This is a genomic window from Pantoea sp. V106_11, assembly GCF_029967885.1.
GTDB classification, from domain to species: domain Bacteria; phylum Pseudomonadota; class Gammaproteobacteria; order Enterobacterales; family Enterobacteriaceae; genus Pantoea; species Pantoea ananatis.
This window is the reverse complement of the sequence record NZ_JASCAK010000020.1, coordinates 403,019-418,334: the sequence shown is the minus strand read 5'-3', so window position 1 is coordinate 418,334 and position 15,316 is coordinate 403,019. Positions and strand designations below refer to the sequence as shown.

Annotated in this window: 13 protein-coding genes and 1 pseudogene; 3 read left to right on the top strand and 11 right to left on the bottom strand. The window is 47.3% G+C overall.

Annotation, left to right across the window (positions count from 1 at the left end):
- Window positions 1-135: 135 nt before the first annotated feature.
- From tcyN to QLG08_RS03300, 7 genes are all read right to left on the bottom strand, one after another.
- Window positions 136-888 (bottom strand): L-cystine ABC transporter ATP-binding protein TcyN, encoded by a 753-nt coding sequence (gene tcyN, locus QLG08_RS03330; protein WP_013026135.1) that lies wholly within the window; start codon window positions 886-888, stop codon window positions 136-138.
- Window positions 885-1,553 carry a cystine ABC transporter permease gene (gene tcyL / locus QLG08_RS03325; protein ID WP_013026136.1) on the bottom strand — a complete coding sequence of 223 codons (669 nt, stop codon included), beginning with the start codon at window positions 1,551-1,553 and terminating at the stop codon, window positions 885-887. Before tcyL ends, tcyN begins: the two co-directional genes overlap by 4 nt.
- A complete protein-coding gene (gene tcyJ / locus QLG08_RS03320) occupies window positions 1,553-2,353 on the bottom strand; it encodes a cystine ABC transporter substrate-binding protein (protein WP_014605583.1) in 801 nt (266 codons plus the stop codon). Before tcyJ ends, tcyL begins: the two co-directional genes overlap by 1 nt.
- A gap of 133 nt (window positions 2,354-2,486) precedes the next feature.
- On the bottom strand, window positions 2,487-3,473 hold the full coding sequence (locus QLG08_RS03315) for a D-cysteine desulfhydrase (RefSeq protein WP_013026138.1): 987 nt from the start codon (window positions 3,471-3,473) through the stop codon (window positions 2,487-2,489).
- A gap of 203 nt (window positions 3,474-3,676) precedes the next feature.
- The gene (fliZ, locus tag QLG08_RS03310; RefSeq protein WP_013026139.1) at window positions 3,677-4,180 is read right to left on the bottom strand and encodes a flagella biosynthesis regulatory protein FliZ; all 504 of its coding nucleotides are present in this window, start codon (window positions 4,178-4,180) and stop codon (window positions 3,677-3,679) included.
- Window positions 4,181-4,231: 51 nt separating this feature from the next.
- Entirely contained in the window at window positions 4,232-4,954 is a 723-nt protein-coding gene (locus QLG08_RS03305) for an RNA polymerase sigma factor FliA (protein WP_006118887.1), read from the bottom strand.
- A gap of 143 nt (window positions 4,955-5,097) precedes the next feature.
- The gene (locus QLG08_RS03300) at window positions 5,098-6,066 is read right to left on the bottom strand and encodes an HNH endonuclease (RefSeq protein WP_014593927.1); all 969 of its coding nucleotides are present in this window, start codon (window positions 6,064-6,066) and stop codon (window positions 5,098-5,100) included.
- A gap of 331 nt (window positions 6,067-6,397) precedes the next feature.
- On the opposite strand from QLG08_RS03300, the pseudogene QLG08_RS03295 reads away from it, so the two are divergent.
- The 3 genes and pseudogenes from QLG08_RS03295 to rfbD all read left to right on the top strand — a co-directional run.
- Window positions 6,398-6,526: pseudogene (locus QLG08_RS03295) on the top strand (sugar phosphate nucleotidyltransferase); the annotation flags it as partial.
- Window positions 6,524-6,715 carry a dTDP-4-dehydrorhamnose 3,5-epimerase family protein gene (locus QLG08_RS03290; RefSeq protein WP_238493460.1) on the top strand — a complete coding sequence of 64 codons (192 nt, stop codon included), beginning with the start codon at window positions 6,524-6,526 and terminating at the stop codon, window positions 6,713-6,715. The pseudogene QLG08_RS03295 and the gene QLG08_RS03290, both read left to right, overlap by 3 nt.
- Window positions 6,715-7,563 (top strand): dTDP-4-dehydrorhamnose reductase, encoded by an 849-nt coding sequence (rfbD, locus tag QLG08_RS03285; RefSeq protein WP_015700079.1) that lies wholly within the window; start codon window positions 6,715-6,717, stop codon window positions 7,561-7,563. The genes QLG08_RS03290 and rfbD overlap by 1 nt, the downstream gene beginning before the upstream one ends.
- A gap of 469 nt (window positions 7,564-8,032) precedes the next feature.
- Here the strand turns inward: rfbD and QLG08_RS03280 are convergent, their stop codons facing one another.
- From QLG08_RS03280 to QLG08_RS03265, 4 genes are all read right to left on the bottom strand, one after another.
- Entirely contained in the window at window positions 8,033-8,815 is a 783-nt protein-coding gene (locus tag QLG08_RS03280; protein ID WP_064352471.1) for a dTDP-4-amino-4,6-dideoxyglucose formyltransferase, read from the bottom strand.
- Between the two features lie 197 nt (window positions 8,816-9,012).
- A complete protein-coding gene (locus QLG08_RS03275; RefSeq protein WP_282472803.1) occupies window positions 9,013-12,564 on the bottom strand; it encodes a glycosyltransferase in 3,552 nt (1,183 codons plus the stop codon).
- 43 nt (window positions 12,565-12,607) lie between these two features.
- A complete protein-coding gene (locus QLG08_RS03270) occupies window positions 12,608-13,735 on the bottom strand; it encodes a DegT/DnrJ/EryC1/StrS family aminotransferase (protein WP_015700076.1) in 1,128 nt (375 codons plus the stop codon).
- 179 nt (window positions 13,736-13,914) lie between these two features.
- Window positions 13,915-14,820 carry a flagellin gene (locus QLG08_RS03265; RefSeq protein WP_015700075.1) on the bottom strand — a complete coding sequence of 302 codons (906 nt, stop codon included), beginning with the start codon at window positions 14,818-14,820 and terminating at the stop codon, window positions 13,915-13,917.
- Between the last annotated feature and the right edge of the window lie 496 nt (window positions 14,821-15,316).

Below are 15,316 nucleotides of genomic sequence, written 5' to 3'. Positions count from 1 at the left end.
ACGCGAGATGATGACAAATCACCTTTAAAATCAGTTAATTAAATCTATGCAAAATGTAAATTTTCGGAAGAAACTGAGAAGAATAAAGGTGGGAGACAGCGCAATAAGCGCCGCCAACTTCTGGCGGCACCGGGTTTATTGATTAAGAAATTTATTCAGAAACTGCCGGGTACGCGGCTCCTGAGGATCGCTGAAGAGTGCCTTAGCAGGGCCCTGTTCAACAACACGGCCCTGATCCATAAAAATGGCGCGGTCGGCGACGTCGCGGGCAAAGCTCATTTCGTGCGTCACGATAACCATGGTGCGTTTTTCCTGAGCCAGTGCGCGAATGGTGTTCAGTACTTCACCCACCAGTTCCGGATCCAGCGCAGAGGTCGGTTCATCAAACAAAATGACTTCTGGCTGCATCGCCAACGCGCGGGCAATGGCGACACGCTGCTGCTGACCACCGGACAGGCGCCGTGGGTAGCTGTCTTCCTTGCCATTGAGTCCAACTTTTTCAAGCAGGCTGCGCGCGCGGGCAACCGCGTCCGCTTTCGCTTCCCGCTTCACAATCACCGGACCTTCAATAATATTTTCCAGCACCGAACGATGCGGAAATAAATTGAAGTTTTGAAAGACAAAACCCACCTGCTGACGCAACAGCCGCACCCGCTCTTTCTGTCTGTTCATGCCCAGGCTGGCGTCAATGGTGATATCACCCACTTTAATGCGGCCAGCATCCGGGACCTCAAGGAGGTTGATGCTGCGCAACAGCGTGGTTTTACCTGAGCCACTGGGGCCGATTATCGCGACGATTTCGCCCGGGGCGACATCAAGATCGATGCCGTGCAGTACCGTTTGTCCGTTAAACTTTTTCACCAACTGGCGAACTTCAATAGCACTCATTTCGCCTCCTGATCCTGACGATTAACGTGCGCTTCCAGTCGGTTCTGCAATGCTGACAGTACGGTTGCCATCACCCAATAGATCAGCGAAGCCGCCAGATACATGGTGAACACCTCCAACGTGCGTGAGGTAATCAGCTGCGCCTGACGAAACAGTTCCGGAACCTGGATCGTGGCAGCCAGCGAAGTATCTTTTACCAGACTGATAAAGCTGTTACCCAAAGGCGGGAGTGCGGTACGGGCGGCCTGCGGTAAAACAACCCGACGCAGCGTTTGCCACGGCGTCATGCCGATACTGGCCGCCGCTTCCCACTGGCCGCGCTCGATGGCCGCAATCGCGCCGCGCAGCGATTCTGAGGCATAGGCCGCCATGTTAAGCGACAGCCCAATCATCGCCGAGGGAATGGGATCCAGCTCAATGCCAAACTGCGGCAGACCGTAGTAGATCATAAACAGCTGGGCGATAAGCGGCGTGCCACGAAAGATGGACACGTAGATACGCGCCAGCCAGTTCACGGGCCAGAAGCGGGACAGGCGCATCAGGGCCAGCAAAAAGCCCAGTATCAGCCCGAAAAACATACCGCCAATACTGAGCTGCAGCGTGAACAGCGCGCCCTTAAGAAGAAAGGGTGCTGAGTCCAGCACCAGTTGTAAACTTTCCTGCATTATTTAGTAACGTCCGCGCCAAACCATTTTTCTGACAGCTTTTTAAGGGTGCCGTCTTTCTGCATTTCCGCAATGGCCTGATCGATCGCCTTCAGTAAATCTTCGTTGCCCTTACGCAGCGCAACGCCCGCTTCCAGACGCGAGAATGCCGGACCGGCTACCGCCATGGTATCGCCCGTTTTCTTCACCAGATCCAGAGCAGCCAGGCGATCCACCAGAATCGCATCAACGCGACCAGAACGCAGATCCTGATATTTGGTTGGGTCATCATCATAAGTGCGGATATCCACACCTTTTACGTTCGCGCGCAGCCACTGCTCGTAGTTGGTCCCCAGGCCCACACCGACTTTCTTCCCTGCGAGGTCTTCTGGCTTAGTGATGCTGCCCGCGTTTTTCTTCAGCGTCAGCGCCTGCACGCCAGAAATCGTATACGGCGTAGAGAAATCGTATTTCTTTTTACGCTCATCGGAGATCGTCACCTGATTGATGACCACATCGATGCGTTTCGAATCCAGCGCCGCTAACATGCCATCCCACTTGGTTGGCTTCAGGACGGCTTTAACCCCCATGTGTTTGGCCAGATCCTGAGCAAACTCCACTTCAAAGCCCGTCAGCTTGCCCTTTTCATCCTGAAAACTGAAAGGAGGATAGGTGCCTTCCAGACCGACGCGCAGCTCGCCTTTGCTTTTAACCTGCGCCAGTAAATCGTCTGCCGCAAACGTTTTAACGCTGAAGCCTGCCACCAGCGCAACCGCCATCATTCCCGTCACCACCTGGCGACGAATCTGTGAGAAAGCCATGTTTACCCCGTTTATTATTTGTAAGTGAGCTGTTGAGCGGCGCATCACGGCCTGCCGCTCTGTCATTATGGGCGTTATTTTACCTAAGGCGTTAAAATAACGGCTGAATTATAACCCTTTTTTGCGCTGCGTCTCAGACCGAAGGGTGATAAGCAAATAACGCTGGCGCGCCGCCTGTATGCACAAACAACAGCGGCCCTTCCCGGCGAAAACGATTCTGGTTGATACCATCGATCAGGCCCGCCATGGCTTTACCGGTATAAACAGGATCGAGAAAAATCCCTTCGAGACGCGCCAGCAGTTTGATCGCTTCCATGCCTTCTTCATTCGGCTCGCCGTAGCGCGGAGCAAAATAGTCATCCCATAGCGTGACCGGTGCCTTCGCCTCTAGGGCTAACTGCGTTGCCAGGGCCTGGCGTAGTGCGTCAACCTTAGGCCGTTGCTCAGCGACGTTACGCGATACGGTTACGCCAACCAGCTCAGTTTCCGGCAGCAGCTGTTCCAGCCCAACCGCCAGACCGGCATGCGTTCCGGCACTGCCTGATGCGACCAGGACTGCCGCAAAATCCACCACCCCTTCGCTCTGATGAGCAATCTCCTGGGCACATTCCACATAGCCCAGCGCCCCCAGCGCATTCGAACCGCCCACCGGCAGAATGTAAGGCCGGAAGCCCTGCGCTTCAAGCCGCTCCGCCTGTTCCGCCAGTTGCGCGGCAGGTTGGGTCAGCGCATCGACCATCACCACCTCGACATCCATGAGATCCAGCATCAGGCGGTTGCCATTGGTCAGGTAGTTTTCACTGTGCGTTGCTATCGGGTTCTCCAGCAAGGCCACACATTTCAGGCCGAGTTTGGCTGCAACGGCCGCCGTTTGACGCACATGGTTAGACTGAATGGCGCCAGCGGTCAGCAGCACGTCAGCGCCTTCACGAAGGGCATCCGCGGCTAAAAACTCCAGCTTGCGCAGCTTGTTACCGCCCATAGCCAGCGGTGTCACGTCATCACGTTTGATAAAGATGTCACGACCAAGATAGTCAGATAAACGCGGCAGATATTCCAGCGGCGTGGGCGCGCCCAGAAGTTCGATACGAGGAAACTGATGGATAAGATGTAAGGACAATGCGGCCTCCCGTTGGGCACAAGGCAGTGATCTTTACAGTGTTACAGAAGATGCGGAAAGGATCATCCTGAATTCAAATGCGGGGGAAAAGAGAGGGCAGCCTGCTGCAGCGCAACATCCCCATTTTCCCCCGCGAAGTGGGAAAAATGGGGGTGGGAGACATCATGTCAGTGGCAACGCTCTCTGACATTTCACTGTGTCCCTTAACGTTGCTGCCAGCCTAAAAACTGGTCGTACTTTCGCAGCGCAATACGATAATTATTATTGCCAGCATCAGGTAAGTCTTCTTCCAGGCATTGATGCCAGCTATTGCCTGTCAGTTTTTCAGCCGGAAAGTTTCTGGCTTTCAGCATATCGTCAAGCCGACGTAAGCGAACCACGTATTCACGAATCGTGCTCGGGCTCATTTCCGTCTGTTCGAACAGATATTGTTTAAACGCCATAATGTCAAAGTAGTTAGGATGTGTATTACAAAAAATATCGCTGCAAAAACGGCAAAGCGCCGTTAATTCAGGCTGAAGTTTTAGCCAAAGCGGCTCATCAATCATTTGGTCCATGCGTGCGATGGCCTCTTTATTGATGATCTGACCTCGGAAGACCAGCGCCATACGATCTAAAACTTTGCCACAGTGTGAACAATTGGTTTGGCTGTGTTTGTAGTCTTTAAGATAACGACTTAAAGGTCTGGCTTTGGTTTTGGCTCCCACTGTTGAGTCCCCGATTTCTTATTATTTATAGATCGCCAGGAACTGAGCCTTCTAGCGCGCTCCCGTAAGTCGGGCACGCAAGCGTTTTATCGCCTGACTGTGCAGTTGGCTGACTCGGGATTCCCCCACGTCAAGAACCGCGCCAATCTCTTTCAGATTCAGTTCTTCCTGGTAGTACAGTGTCAGCACCATCTTTTCGCGTTCGGGCAAGGCCTCGATCGCTTCAATGACGCGTTCACGCAGACTCCCTTCCATCAACTGATGAAGTGGATTGGCCTCTTCGTGCCCTTCCGTCACCAGTTCCGCACTGTCACCGTGTTCTTCCCGATACTCGTCGTACGAAAAGAGTTGGCTGTTGTTGGTATCCAACAGAATCTGCCGGTACTCTTCTATCGAAACATTCAACTGTTGCGCGACTTCCTGCTCAGAGGCAGCGCGGCCCAGCATCTGTTCAACCTGATGCATGGCTCCCGCAACCTCGCGAGCATTTCGTCTGACGCTACGTGGTGCCCAGTCCCTGCTGCGAAGCTCATCAAGCATGGCTCCACGGATGCGCTGTACTGCATACGTGGTAAAGGCGGTACCCTGGAGTGCGTCATAGCGCTCCACCGCATTCAACAGACCAATGCCCCCGGCTTGAAGCAGATCGTCAAGTTCAACACTGGCTGGCAGGCGGACCTGCAAGCGTAGTGCTTCATGACGTACCAGTGGTACGTAGCGCTGCCAGAGCGAATGTTTGTCCATCACGCCTTCGGCGGTATAGAGATCGTTCACGTTGACTACCCTGCGTTAATGAAGTTATCGGCATGATTATGCAATTCTGTAGGGCTTTTGATTGGCAGAATAGGCGGGATAAACCGAGGTTATTTCAAATTTGTGATGTTTCAGAGCGGAAGTCTCCGCTCTGAACAGGAAGGCTAACGTAATGTCAGCAAACGCTGCCGTGTGGCTACGGGAACGTTTTCCCATAGCGCGCAAACCCGCCCTTCCATCTCCTGATAAAACGGGCTAATGCTTTCACGTGTTTTATCATCCGTGTGAAAACGGACCTGCCCGGAATCACCATCAATACTAATCATTCTGTTGATGAAAAGCCGCTGTAAGTCGCTGCGCAGGAACAGCCCATTATCCACGCTATTGTCTGCGAGAAATCCCTCTTCGTTTTCGCGCGTATCGATATGGCAGGCTTCGACCCAGGGCCATTGATGCTGATCGAGAAGGCTGGTTCCGGTAATGATACAGGCCCCATAGCGCGCCTTAACCGCCGCCATAAACTCTGACTGGCTGGCCTTCTGCAACACTTTGGCTTTCACCCGCCGCCCGACTTCCGTACCAGGCATAACTGCAGCGGGCGTTCTGTGCTCAGGCGTGCTTAGTACCACAATAAACTGGATACGGCGTGACTGTGGAAAGCAAGGATTAGACTGAACGTTGAACAGCTGCCACCAGGCATCCTCTTCGTCCTCGCGCATCAGAACCAGCTTATAGCCCCGGCTGTTGATCAGGTTTTGCGCCTGAGCGGAGTGCGGATCGACCATCGCATAGACGTAGCTCTGCCCAATCACTTTCCACCGGTTGTTCTCTTTATCCTCGTGTCCCCGACGAAAATAGTGAAAAGGCTGCTGCTGTTTCAGATAGTGCTCAAAACGGCGCAAATAATTTTTTCGTTCGTTATCGTTGGCGATGAACAACAGGTCTTCCAGCGGACTGTTACTCTCTTCCTGAGCAAAGACAGCGCGAATTTTTAACGTCCGATAGCTGGTTGAAGGACTCAGCAACGCACGCGCGGTCAGTTCTTTCTCATCAGGGTATTGTTGTGCATAACGTAGGGCGATCTCTTCAAATGAGAGACGTTCGCCCGGTAGCAGGTCATAGTTAAAGCGCATAACCACCCCAGAACATGAAAAGTAATATCAAAATTAGAGCCATTCTGAAGGGAATTATCGGCATAGCGGAGATGAACTGTAACGCTGAGTTCACTTTTTTATTGTTTACGGCCCAGACCAAAATCCGTTCGTTTTGCCCTTTAACATTTGCATTAGTGCAACATAAAACACGCCTGTTTGTTTTATCTCCCTCTCTGTTCAGGGGCGCGCGGTGTTCTTATCCTTTACTTTACCTGCTTTTTTATCGGTTATTCTTGCCATTAATTTCACTTGCACACTCGTATTCTTTCACCATCACTCTGCAGATGCAGATCGGGTATAGAGGAAGTGAATGATGAAAGGCATAGTGCTGGCTGGTGGAACAGGTTCTCGATTACATCCTGTAACCTGCGGCGTCTCTGAGCAACTGCTACCGTTCTATGACAAACCCATGCTCTCTCTTCCCCTTTCGCTTTTGATGCACTTGCATCCATTCGTCTCGCGCCCGGACATTGCTGATTTTGAATATACCTGTCCTCACTATGTTAATCCTAAGGATGAAGCCTGCCTGATGTGGAATGACCTTGATTTTGCAATTCAATGGCCTGTAGAACAGCCGATATTGTCGGTAAAAGATCAACAAGGACTATCACTGCAGGAGTTGGTGTAATGCGCGTTTTACTTACAGGGGCTTATGGCCAATTAGGGCGTTGCTTGCTGGATCGTTTTCCCGCTGACTGGATCACGCTGGCGTGTGGTTCGGCAGAACTGGATATTACTGACCGCTGTGCGGTTATGCGCGTCGTCAAAAAATTCAAACCTGATGTCATCATGAATGCTGCGGCCTACACGGCCGTCGATAAAGCAGAAACCGATCGTACCCGCGCGCTGAAGGTGAATGCGATTGGTCCTGAAAATCTGGCACAAGCAGCAAAACTGGTCAACGCACGCCTGATTCATGTTTCAACTGATTACGTTTTTGATGGCAATACAAAAACTGCTTACACTGAAAGCGATCAGCCCTGTCCGGTTAATTTTTATGGCCTGAGTAAGTGGGAGGGTGAAAAACGCGTATTGGATATTTCATCCGAAGCCGTCATCCTTCGTACCTCCTGGGTTTTCAGCGAATATGGAAATAACTTTGTTAACACGATGCTCCATTTAGCGGAAACGCAGCATGAGATAAAGGTGGTCAATGATCAGTATGCTTGTCCTACCTACGCAGGCGATCTGGCCTGGGCTATGATTCGTCTTGCCTTACAGCAAGATGCGCGGGGTATCTATCATTACTGTGGTGATGAACCTGTTAGCTGGTGTGAATTTGCACAAGCTGTTTTTATTGCAGTTAAAAAAGAAATTTCAGTATTTGGTATTTCTGGTAGAGACTATGCGTCTGCGGCGGTTCGGCCAACAAACTCACTATTATGTTGTGATAAAATCAAAGAATTTAATATACACCCTTCAGACTGGCAAAATTATCTCCTTACAATTTCTAAAAATTATAAAATAGCCTCTTAACAGAGGGGCATTACTGCAATATTTATACTTAAGGAGTATCAGTCAGTTGAACATTAAAAAACTGACTGATAAATAAACATTACATAGAAAAAGTCATCATCATCCAATTCTGTTGTGACCAATATTTTAATCTTTCCAACCCTTACTTTAGCTTTCGTTAACTTACAAAAGACTTACTTAACCCATTAACACTGTTTTAAAAGGTTGTTACTTGAGTGGAAAAAATGTTGTAACATTAAAAATAGAAAATTGTTTTATGCCGCACGAAGGGACTGATCCCATTAATAATAATTAAAAATCCGCAATAAAATTCAGAAAGGCTAGAGATAAAAATTGATTATCTCAGAAAACACAATGATATTGTTCAGATATTTAATGCATAACGCTTCACTTTACAGTTTTTTAAAACACGAACCAGTCACTCATAACGCACATTAGACCCTAAACTCTTTCAAGAAAAAATTAATTGTCAAAACGCCTCATCGATGACTATTCTAACAAAGAATCTTCTACCTTTTTCATCACAAAAAAAAGCATTTTTAAAATCACCATGCGTTGTTGCACGCAATATTTTCAAATGTTCATCAAGCGTACCTATAGAATTCAAATCTAATTCACACAGCGCATTAAAATCCTTAATCCCGTTATAATTACCCTCTGCCTGCGGTTTTTTTGTTGTATACGACCTTGTGATTATAGTAAAAATATTCCTGCTTATAAGATGCTTTTCGATTGCAATGACTTTCCTGTAAACTGTCAAGGACGTATCTGACATTTTTACTTCAACTTCCTGCTGATCGATAATATCGCCATGGTCAACTTCGGCATCCATCAAATGAATCGTCGCCCCTGTAGGCAGACCATTTATGATTGAAAAAGCCTGAGGATACCATCCGCGATTGTAAGGATTGAGGCCGGGGTGAAAGTTAATGCAGCATACGTTATCAGTCAGCTTGGCAGGAAAAATTTGCTTACAGTGCAAACTAAAAACTAAATCATACTCATTGATGATCCTTTCAACTGTGAATTCATCTTTGATATTAATTTTCGTTGCCCCCATGGCCATCATCTGCTGCGGATTCGTATTAAATGACGTGTAGCAAAAGTCAGCGTTGAAAGGCCGCTCGAAGGATTGTTTTTCAAGTTCTTCTTTTAGATAAAGGGAAAGTTCCTGATTATCAGATACAACCAGTAAACGTTGAGCCTGGGCGGTTAGCCGTGCATCCGTTGCCACTTTAGAGACTTGAGTCATTGTCTTGATCCTTTATCAATACAAAATATCAAAAACGCGTTTTTGAGAGTATGGGAAAACTCGGTTTATCTTACATCTACGGTTAAGGATGATGCTAACTTAGGACTGAGCCCCATCGATTTGAATTCTGTATAAACAATCAAGAGGGCTTACCCGCGGCAAGCCCTCTTTTAAACTTTCTAGCATGTCCACACGCATTAATCAGGCAGCCACATATTCATCCAATGCCGGAGAGGCTCTCCTGTAAGCATCCAGTCTTTATGGATTGCCTGTCGCAATGCCTCACCCGAACGACGGGAGGCTTCCGGATCGTCAAGATGCATCTCGATTGCCTCAACCCAGTCTTTGAAGCGATTTTTTACGCGTGTGACGGGTAAATCATAGTGGTAACACTCCACGTCACTGCAAATGACGGGATAACCGCATGCGCCGTATTCGAGTAATCTTAAATTACTTTTACAGCGGTTAAATAAATTATCCTCAACCGGTGCCAGTGCTAAATCAAGATTCAGAGAAGCCAGTTTTTCAGGGTATTTCTTTATCTCCACACCGCTGTAGTATTCATGAATATATGGACGGAGTTTTGGTGGGCACATGCCAAAAAAGACCCACTCAACCCGATCAGCAAAGGCGCGAACAACATCCGCAATCATTTCCAGGTCGCCCGTATGGCTCGACCCGCCAGCCCAACCGACACGCGTTTTTTTTCCCTGGCCACGTAAGCTGGTAAGATGTGCCCACGTTTCAACAGGCAAGCGATTTTCAGCAACACGGATGTCGTGATGATTTCCGTCGAATGCATTAGCCAGAGCCGGTGTTGACACAACAAAACGATCTGCAAGGCTCAATGCTTTGCGGAGAGATTTTAAAATATCTTTCGGCATATTAGCACGATGGATACTTTTCATTGGCAGGTTAGGTAAGTAATCGTCCAGTTCAAAGATTTTAAAGGTATTTTTTAAAACACCCAGTCGACGCTGCCATTCCAGAGATTCCTGGGTAATTTGTCTTTGTAAGACGATACTGTCAGGAGCATAGCGGGCAAGTTCCGCCGTATGATGCATATAATCCGAAAGACGCCCTTGTACCAGCCCTTCTGCCTTCATTGCTTTCAATGGCTGAATAATTCGGTATTGGCCGCAACCAGTGAAATCCGCCATCATCGCAATAATGGTCGGCACCGGTTTCCATGACAATGGCTTCCAGGTCATATCCAAAGCCTGTTCCAGCTCAAAACCGCTGCCGTTAAGTGACAAGTTGGCGTTATAAGAAGGATCGTTCGCAATAAGCGGCAGCCACTTTTTATAAAAATTATCCTGCTCATCTGTAAATCGTTTGATCTTTTTTTCTTGTGTGGACTTATCCACTTTTTTCTGGCTGACGCTTCCTTCGTGCATTACGATGGCGTGCGGGGTCCATACAGTCAGATAGCCTTGTTCACGGACTTTGAGACACAGGTCAACATCGTTATAGGAAACTTTAAAATTGTCTTCGTCCAGTCCGCCAACCAACTCGTAAACGGACTTACGAATCATGAGACAGGCCGCAGTCACCGCAGCGTAGTTTTGATCGACCATCAAGCGGCGCATATAGCCCTTTGCCTCTGCGGGCTCACCAATAAAGGGATGTTCTGCAGGTCCTCTCAGGCCTAGTAAAACGCCCGCATGTTGTATCGTATTGTTAGGGAAAAGAAGTTTAGCGCCAACGATACCTACTTCAGGACGCTGGGCATGATTGAGAAGCTCATCAAGCCATGCGCCATCAATAATGGCTGTATCGTTATTTAACAGCACCATGTATTCCCCTCGCGCTTCGCGCGAGGCCAAATTATTCATAGCAGAATAGTTAAACGGATAAGGGAATCGCAGGACCTTTATGCGTTCAGGGTCAATCGTTTCTAATCCCGACAACCACTGCTTCGCTTCAGCCGTTTCACTATTATTATCGACGATGAGAAGCTCATAATTTTTATAAGCCGTTTTTTCAAGCAGTGACGTGACACACGTTATCAGAATGGGTAACTGGTCTTTAGTCGGAATAATAATTGACACCAGTGGCTTTTCGGTATGCTCATATCGAAGATTATACAAGCCTGGCCAAGTATTTTTGACCCAACCATTTGGATATCCCCTCTGACGCAAATGGGCGCTCAGAATATCCAGATGCTCTGGATTGGTATTAAGCGAAAAAGTATGAGAAATCACAAGTGGTTCAGGGAGGTGGCCAATACTGTTAGTACCATATTGTTCAATAAGTTTGACTATGCCTGCAAACTCCCATGCATTCACATAGCGCGTATCAAAAAGGCCTAAGTTAATGATACACTCACGGTTGAAGAGCCAATGGCGTGCCATTTCAGCGGGGTGACTTAACAGTAAGTCCAGATTAAAATCCGGGCGGAAAGAGGTTCCTGTGATATCACCTTCTTGCTGATACATTTCATCAGCATAAACAGCGCTACAGCCCGTTGCGGAAGGCAATGCCAGCGTAAGTTGCAGCAGACCACTCTCAGTCAGCACACTTCCCGCGTTAATCACCAGAACCCATTGTTCCTGACATTGCTGGATATGTAAATTTATTGCCTCAGCATCATTTCTTCCAGATATGGCTTCAGCATTGCAGGATAAGGGTTTGCTATTATTAACAATAACAGGGACTAGCGTTAGGCCTGAAATGCGTTTTTTATTAATATCATCTACTGACTGTTCAACTAATAACGAATCGGCCCCATTCGATAAGATATAAACCGTAATCTGCGTACTAAACATCTGACTGCCGATGTAATCATTAATCCTTGCTGAATCCAGCTCGGTGACGGTGCGTAATGCCAGCCACTCTTTTAAGCTCTTATTCGCACGATTGCCATCAGACAGGTGTAATGCACTGCTCATCGCAGCTAGAAGATTACAATTGATATAATTCTGAGGATGAGTGAGGGCCGTAACGCGCACTGACTGATTCTCATTAGGATCGCCCTTATACAATCCTAACTGCTCGATCATTAACGGAAACTGCTGATAAGTATTAGAAACAATATCTGCCTGAGACGACGCCTGATGGCTGACCTGGCTTTCAGATACCCTGAATTGTGAAAGCGGCTCACTGATAAAAGCCAGATTACCTTTGACTAACAGGTTCACATAAATGCACAGGTCATAAAGATAAGGCAGAACCTGACCATTCAGGTAAACAGGATTGTGATTTAATTCTATTAAGTCTTCGCGGCGACAAAGTACACAGGAAGGTTCACCAATGAAATTGATGATGTAATCACAAAGGAATGAAATAACATCCCGCCCTTCTAAAATAACATCGCCACGGAACGGATACGCTGTGGCCATGATATCAGCCATGACATAACCAGATTCGTCAATACGCTGCCGCCGCGAGGAGGCAAGAACGATATCTGGAGAAGCATTAAGTGCTTTGACTAATCGGCTTACACAATCAGAACGCAGTATATCATCGTCATATAAAAATTTAACATATTCGCCTTGGGCAAATGATAAACACCGCTCTATGTTACCCAGTTCAAGAAGGCGTGTTTCATTTTTATAATAGTGAACTTGATGTAAACTCCCCTGACTGACTCGCTCGACGACACGAGCAAGTTCATCGCTGCTACTGTCATCACAGATGATGATTTCAATTTCAGGGTAATCCTGCTGCATAGCACTTTTTAGTGCATCCTCAATAAAATCACTTTTATATGCAGGGATCAGGATAGACACCAGATTACTTTTTGACATACTAAGCCTCAATGACGATGTGGAAACATCGCAAAATTTTTATTTACGCTGCTCTAACATGACCGGCGGTCAGAATGACGTGAATAATCTCATTCTGACTCTCTTCACTTAAAGTCGGATAGATCGGCAAGCATAGAACTTGCTTAGACAGTAAGGATGCTTCAGGAAGATTATCAGGAGATGAAGACGAATAGCCTTTATACATTGGGAATTCGGAAATCAATGGATAAAAATAGCGGCGGACATAAATATTTTTTTCTTTAAAAAGTGTATACATAGCATCGCGAGAAAGTGGGAACTGGCTTTCATCGATAAAAATCGCACAGTAAGCATAATTCCAGTCCACGTTAGCAGGGATGAAGCTAAAAGAAATGCCCTTGAGGTGACTTAAGGCCGCAACATATCTCTCAAAAATTTTCCGGCGACAGTCCAGCGCATAATCGATATGTTTTAGTTGCAATACGCCAAATGCAGCCTGGATCTCATTCATTTTTCCGTTAATGCCCGGGGCAACAACAGTTGTTTCATCTGCAAAGCCAAAATTTTTCAAATAATCGATGCGACGCTTAATTTTCTCATTGGGACAAATGATTGCTCCGCCTTCAAAGGTATTAAAGACTTTAGTCGCATGGAAACTTAATACTGAAAGATCGCCATGATTCAGTATGCTTTCACCATTCTGCTTCACAGAAAAGGCATGAGCTGCGTCGTAAATAACTTTAAGACCATACCGATCGGCTATTTCCTGAATAGCGTCCATGTTGCAGGGGATACCATAGCAGTGAACTGGCAATATAGCTGTCGTTTGAGGCGTGATCGCCGCCTCGATTTTAGCCGGATCGAGATTGCACGTTATCGGATCGATATCGACGAATACAGGCTTTATGTCATTCCAGAGTAAAGAGTGTGAGGTGGCAACAAAGGAAAAGGGAGTAGTGATGACTTCACCAGAGATACGCAACGCCTGTAAGGCAGTAACCAATGCGAGGGTACCATTTGCAAACAGGCAAAGATGCTTGACATCCAAATACTCGGCTAATGCCTGTTCAAGCTGCTGGTGAAAAGGGCCGCCATTCGTCAATTGCTTGCTCTGCCAGATCTCTTCAAGATAAGGCATAAATTCTTCCAGAGGCGGAAGCAATGGACTGGTCACCATTATATTGTTTTTCATACCCTCTCCTGCTGACCACACGTCATTAAAATAACCAGATAGATTTATTCTACTCAGGTCAAGAGGAGTCAATCGGCGCAAAAACACTATAAAAGCGCACCATTCTTGCTTATCAATAGCGAAAAAAAGACAAAAAAAACCCTGCCAAAAGGCAGGGTTCGCTTGCATTATAATGAGAATTAACGCAGCAGAGACAGCATGGTCTGTGGTACCTGGTTGGCCTGCGCCAGTACCGAAGAACCGGCCTGCTGCAGGATCTGCGCGCGGGACATGTTCGATACTTCGGTCGCGTAGTCCGCATCCTGAATACGGCTGCGGGCAGCAGTCAGGTTGGTTACGGTGTTGTTCAGGTTGCTGATGGTGGACTCAAAACGGTTCTGCGAGGCACCCAGCAGGCTACGTTGATTATCAACAGCCTTAATCGCCGCATCGACATCCGCTAATGGATTGCCATCCGTCGCGCCACCAGAAGTCACAGTACCCTTCAGAACGTCAAAGCCCTCTGCTACGGTTGAACGTGCGTTACCGTTAATAGTCTGGCCTGAAGTCTGACCTGAAGCGCTTGCAGTGTTGAACAGGTTGAAACCGTTACTTGCGCTGATAGTGATCCCGATAGTTTCGCCGTCTTTCGCACCAACCTGGAAGTTATAGGTGGTGCTGCCAGAACCGGTGTTCAGCACTTTGATGCCGTTAAAATCGGTCTGCTGAGTAACACGGTTGATCTCTTCCATACGCTGGTTAACTTCAGCCTGAATCGAGTCGATGTCAGAGGCTGAGTTTGAGCTGTTCTGCGCCTGTACGGTCAGGTCACGTACGCGCTGCAGGTTGTTGTTGACTTCGGTCAGCGCGCCTTCAGCGGTCTGCGACAGAGAGATACCATCGTTGGCGTTACGGGCAGCAACGGTCAGGCCGTTGATGTTAGAACTGAAGCGGTTAGCGATAGCCTGACCCGCTGCGTCATCTTTGGCGCTGTTGATACGCAGGCCAGAAGACAGGCGCTCAATAGCAGTACCTAATGAAGACTGAGATTTTGTCAGGTTATTCTGGGTAACCAGTGACAGGGTATTGGTATTAATAACTGCCATGATAAGTATCCTTCATAAAGAGATTTAGGTTTGGTTTTTGGCCTGCGGCTTAATTGCCTTCAATAATGTTATCGCCCGCTATGCGCAAAACTTTAAGCCTTACTGGTGATTTTTTATCTTAATAAAGGAAAAAACAGGTTTGCGAAAAATTAATTGACCGAGTTTTAAAATCATCCTTACTGGCAGTCAGATCCACCTCACCAAAAACTCATAACCTTATGTTTTATAGATGATTATTAAAAAAACACATAAAGAAAAATCACTGTATCTGACCAGTATGTAAACCTCTTACACTACCGCATTTCTGTAGAAGAGAAAGATGCTAAGCCATTGAATTACCGTAAAACCATAAGAATCTAATAGTATTAATAATGAAACAGTCGCAATAATACTTAATCGCGCAATTGAAACACTCACCCCCAGTTCCGTCTACGCATCACCTTTTTTATGCATGTTATAATCACACCAGGTTAATAAATGCGGTTCTGCCAGTTAA

Bases quoted from the DNA above. Each gene is read 5' to 3' on its own strand.
- QLG08_RS03300 (WP_014593927.1), bottom strand. From the start codon at position 6,066: ATGCGCTTTAACTATGACCTGCTACCGGGCGAACGTCTCTCATTTGAA.
- tcyJ (WP_014605583.1), bottom strand. From the start codon at position 2,353: ATGGCTTTCTCACAGATTCGTCGCCAGGTGGTGACGGGAATGATGGCG.
- tcyL (WP_013026136.1), bottom strand. From the start codon at position 1,553: ATGCAGGAAAGTTTACAACTGGTGCTGGACTCAGCACCCTTTCTTCTT.
- tcyN (WP_013026135.1), bottom strand. From the start codon at position 888: ATGAGTGCTATTGAAGTTCGCCAGTTGGTGAAAAAGTTTAACGGACAA.
- QLG08_RS03270 (WP_015700076.1), bottom strand. From the start codon at position 13,735: ATGAAAAACAATATAATGGTGACCAGTCCATTGCTTCCGCCTCTGGAA.
- rfbD (WP_015700079.1), top strand. From the start codon at position 6,715: ATGCGCGTTTTACTTACAGGGGCTTATGGCCAATTAGGGCGTTGCTTG.
- QLG08_RS03275 (WP_282472803.1), bottom strand. From the start codon at position 12,564: ATGTCAAAAAGTAATCTGGTGTCTATCCTGATCCCTGCATATAAAAGT.
- QLG08_RS03265 (WP_015700075.1), bottom strand. From the start codon at position 14,820: ATGGCAGTTATTAATACCAATACCCTGTCACTGGTTACCCAGAATAAC.
- QLG08_RS03280 (WP_064352471.1), bottom strand. From the start codon at position 8,815: ATGACTCAAGTCTCTAAAGTGGCAACGGATGCACGGCTAACCGCCCAG.
- QLG08_RS03290 (WP_238493460.1), top strand. From the start codon at position 6,524: ATGCACTTGCATCCATTCGTCTCGCGCCCGGACATTGCTGATTTTGAA.